This is a genomic window from Dolichospermum circinale AWQC131C, from assembly GCF_000426905.1.
Taxonomy (GTDB): domain Bacteria; phylum Cyanobacteriota; class Cyanobacteriia; order Cyanobacteriales; family Nostocaceae; genus Dolichospermum; species Dolichospermum circinale.
The window spans coordinates 1-4219 of the sequence record NZ_KE384643.1 but is presented as its reverse complement, the minus strand read 5'-3'; the positions used below and the strand labels follow the sequence as shown (position 1 = coordinate 4219).

The 4219-nt window shown below is 34.1% G+C and carries 4 protein-coding genes; 2 read left to right on the top strand and 2 right to left on the bottom strand.

Features of this window, described 5'->3' with window-relative positions:
* The first annotated feature begins 365 nt into the window (after window positions 1-365).
* Both ACIR131C_RS0118885 and ACIR131C_RS0118880 read left to right on the top strand, forming a co-directional pair.
* The gene (locus tag ACIR131C_RS0118885; RefSeq protein WP_028091447.1) at window positions 366-1496 is read left to right on the top strand and encodes a hypothetical protein; all 1131 of its coding nucleotides are present in this window, start codon (window positions 366-368) and stop codon (window positions 1494-1496) included.
* 2 nt (window positions 1497-1498) lie between these two features.
* Window positions 1499-2596 (top strand): hypothetical protein, encoded by a 1098-nt coding sequence (locus tag ACIR131C_RS0118880; protein WP_028091446.1) that lies wholly within the window; start codon window positions 1499-1501, stop codon window positions 2594-2596.
* A 377-nt stretch (window positions 2597-2973) separates the two neighbouring features.
* Here the strand turns inward: ACIR131C_RS0118880 and ACIR131C_RS0118875 are convergent, their stop codons facing one another.
* Together ACIR131C_RS0118875 and ACIR131C_RS0118870 are read right to left on the bottom strand one after the other, a co-directional pair.
* Window positions 2974-3378, bottom strand: a complete 405-nt coding sequence (locus tag ACIR131C_RS0118875; RefSeq protein WP_028091445.1) for a type II toxin-antitoxin system VapC family toxin — start codon at window positions 3376-3378, stop codon at window positions 2974-2976.
* Window positions 3379-3385: 7 nt separating this feature from the next.
* Entirely contained in the window at window positions 3386-3682 is a 297-nt protein-coding gene (locus tag ACIR131C_RS0118870) for a hypothetical protein (RefSeq protein WP_027402408.1), read from the bottom strand.
* Between the last annotated feature and the right edge of the window lie 537 nt (window positions 3683-4219).

Sequence of the window (4219 nt, the reverse complement as noted above, 5' to 3'; positions counted from 1 at the left end):
ATTAGCGAGAATGATTAAACAACAGGCTCAACAAGCACAGTTTATAGTCGTGAGTTTGCGCCGGCCGATGATAGAATCAGCACAGCGCACAATTGGGGTGACTCAAGCTAGAGGTGCATATACTCAGGTTTTGGGTATTAAGTTACAATCATCTAATTAAGTAATAGGTAAGAGATAAGAAGGGTAATAAAAATGATCTTTTCAATTACCCATTACTAATTGTCAAGTTTCTCTTAAAATATAGTGATGTAGATAAACCGGATTCAAGATTGCCTACGGCACAGCAAACAGCACGTAACCGATGATACAATACATTTAATTTTTATCAGTTATTCAAATGCCCAAATTTAGGTACAAATAACGCTATGCAAGTAAAAATCATTGGAAAAGCAAAAGATTTACGAACAAATACAGATATTCTTTATGCTCAATTATCTATACAAGACTATTTAGATTTAGTCGGTGATAACTTTGATGATTATGAACCCCAAAGAAAACGTGAAAAATATAAAGCATATGAACGCATGAAAATTGACATCATGAAAGGTGCTTTGTTACCTTCCATAACTCTCGCAGTAAAACCAGAACTGGTGAGCGATATATTACCCATTGTACAAAAAGATGATTGGCAAGAACTCGAAAGCGCATTAAGTAAACCAGGACAAGTAAATATTTTAGATGGATTACAACGGACGTTTATTCTAAGCGACATAGCTAAGGAGAATTTTGACTTTAATTCAGAACAGAAAGTTCTTGTAGAGTTCTGGCTTGAAGGTAACATCCGAAATCTTATTTACCGGATTATTGTCCTAAATGCAGGACAGAAGCCTATGTCTATGAAACATCAGATCGGTCTTTTATTCATCACTCTAAATGACACACTTAAGGCCGAAATACCAGATATTGAAATTTTCAAAGAAAAAGAATCTGCACGCCGAAAAAAAGCTAGGAAGTACCCTCTTGATAGAATTGCCACCGCATATCAAAGTTTTATAACCAAAAGTCCAGAAACACAGAGACAAAATGTTGTCGCACAGAAATTAGTGGAAGAAGAAATTTTAGATTCTACAGAAGAACAACTTGGAGATCAGTTTGATGCTTTCAAAAATTATCTAAGAATTTATGCTGATTTAGATGTTGAAGTATCTCGAATATATATAGGAAATGCTGATCAAGAAATACCAAATGGTATAAAATGGTTTGGAGAAGAAAGTGTTATAAACTCTTTTTTCGCCGCCCTTGCCCTTGTATCTAGCAATAATTCAGAGCGAGTACAAAAGGCTTTAGATACTCTTCTACAATTACTTAAAGATACAAAAGAAGATGATGATCCTCTCGCGTTAGGAAAATTACAGGAGTTAGAAAGTGGATTTAATCCGCGTAAGGTAAGTCTGGGCTTTGCAAAAAGGAAACTTCTGACAGATGGATTCAAAGAATACTTTCGTGAGGAAGGAAAAGTACCTTTTCTTAATTGTTGGATAACAGCAGCAGAATAACTATGAACTATGATGATTTAAAAGAACTTGATGATAGCGATCTTCGCTATGATAGAACTCACTTCTCTGAGCATGATGGTATTTGCACTTTGAACGGGATGATACCGATAGAAGTAGATGCTGTATCATTTTCTTACGAAGGTGATTTAGACATTGAAGTTTGTAATGAGCATGATAATTTTTTGGGTTTTCTCTGTATATGTAAATCTCTTACTGATATAAATAGTTTAACAGACGCAAGGTATATTGCTTATATACATGAAGTTGATAAACATGAGTTTGGATTTAGACTTCCCTTCAAATTTACTAAAAACTATTTAGTGATTGATGTATCTGAATATGACAACTATAAAAATAAATATATGAGTTCTGCCCCTATTTGGGGAGGATTTTTTCATTCAAATGCTGAATCTAGCTTACAGGAAGCATATCGTTTTCAGCCTTCTAAATTGATTGCTAGAACTGGAATTGAACTTCCAACTAGATATCATCAAGAAAGTTCGATGCGTTCAGTAGTCCAGCCCTATGCTTTTGAAAGATTTTTGAAGCTGTATCACCTGCTGGAACTGATTTTTGACTGGAACTTAGTTCAGGAAATAAAAAGTTTAAATGATGATTTACAAGGAATAGGACAGTTACTTAATGAATATAGTGGCAATAACGAACTTGAAAGGCTAAAAGTTTTACTTAAAAGCAAATGTAATGATAATAAAAAGATTGATAAAATTGCAAATTGTTTAAATAAAATTAAATCCCCAGATTATTTAGATAAAGGAATTAAGATTTTTTTCAATTATAGTAAAAGCGGCAATCCTTACAAAATCAGTAATATAACTCCATTTCCGGATCTAATGTCACATGGAGGATTTAGTCGAACTAACACTAAAGAAAACAATCCAAACAACATTCAAGGTATAACAAACAAGGGTTATGATAATTTAGTGATTGAGTTTTCAGCTTATTGTATATATCGTGTGAGATGTTGTATTGCTCATAATCGCATAGGTGAGTACGTTATGTCCAATGATGACGAAGGATTCGTAGTTGAATTTGCTGAACCCTTGCTTCGTGAGGTACTATGTCAAATATTTAGTCGGTGAATAGTCAGAAACATAGAGCAATGCGATCGCATTTACCAAACGAGTAAAATGATTGGGATTCAGTGTTAGGAAAACATTTACTTCTACTTTTAAAGCATATCCAAAATCGCATTAGTAAAGCTCAACTTGATCAAGTACGTCAGTTTTTTGCTATAGTGCGATCGCTTGTAAGTTAGATTGATAAATTGCGATCTCTCGTAGGTTGAATTGATAAATTGCGATCTCTCGTAGGTTAAATTGATAAAGTGCGATCGCTGGTAGGTTGGATTGATAAAGTGCGAGTTCGGCACTTACGCCCTGACCAAATGCGAAAAACCCAATAACAGCTTAACCAAACCTACAGTTTTAAATACATCAGCCAAAAAATAATTTAATCATCATAATTCTAGCCAATTCTCTAAACTTAAACCCTCAACTCTGGCCAAATCACTATCATTAGAAACCACAATTAAATCTTTAAGAATAGCAGTAGCAGCGATTAAAACATCTTCAGTTTGAATTGGTACACCCCTTAATCTCAAATTAGCATGAATTTGGGCAGCTTTTTCTAAAATTGCCAAATCATCTAAGAAAATAATCGGATATTCTTGACAAAATTCCTCAAATCTTGCTCTTTGTTTTGGTGCATCAACCGCTAAAAAACCTCGCCTAATTTCAAAATAGGTGATACAACTAATAAAAATCTTTTCTTCCTTAGACTCACTAATTGTAATCTTGTGAAGAATTTGGGAATTTTGTTTGAGTGCTAAAGAAACAATATTAGTATCTAATAAATAATTCATAAATTTTCTATTTTCTTTTAACTGCATCATCAAAAATTGCCATTTGTTCAGGAGTAAAATCCTCTCCTATTTTAGCCAAAAGGTGTAGAGCCATGATACCACTACAACGCTTTTTAAGACTTTCTTCTGATATCTGACTAAATTCTTCCAAAGAAAAGTTTTCTTTAAATACTTTTACTAAATCTTGAACCATTTTCGTATAATTTAGATCCTCTTTAAATAAAGGACGTTCTTCCATTAAAATAGCAACAACATTCTCAATTCTCTTAATTATTGATTCTTGTTTCATATCAGTTGATAACATAAGTATTACCTCACTAAATAGTCTTTATGTCCATTATATCAAGTTTGTGAACTTTTGGCAATGATTTATACTAACACTTTTGAATCACCAATGAGTCCCTAAAAGTTTGTAGCGCCTTTTTCGGAGTAACTTCTCAAGAGAAAGTCAAAATCATATCAGTGCGTAAGCGTTGCGCTCCCCAGGAATCGCTTGTAGGTTAGATTGATAAAGTTAAAATTAGAACCCACATTCCGCACCCCCCAGTGTCACAATCGGTAATTTCGGATTTTTGAGGACTTGTGAGGATAATTTTAATACAGAATGGTCTAAAGTTTAGGTAGCGATAGCGAAGCGCTGCTGCAAGCAGTTCGCCAATCTCAAATCCCCAAATGACCATTTTTCGTTGTGTGACAGTTTAGGGTGCGGAAGGCGGGTTAAGAGGATGACTAGAGACAGTCTGACTAAATAAGATTATATGCCACTGCACAATTTCACCGTTATACCAAAGCGATCGCACCATTAATATGTTATAAGAGGTGGATATGTTTTTAGATGGTG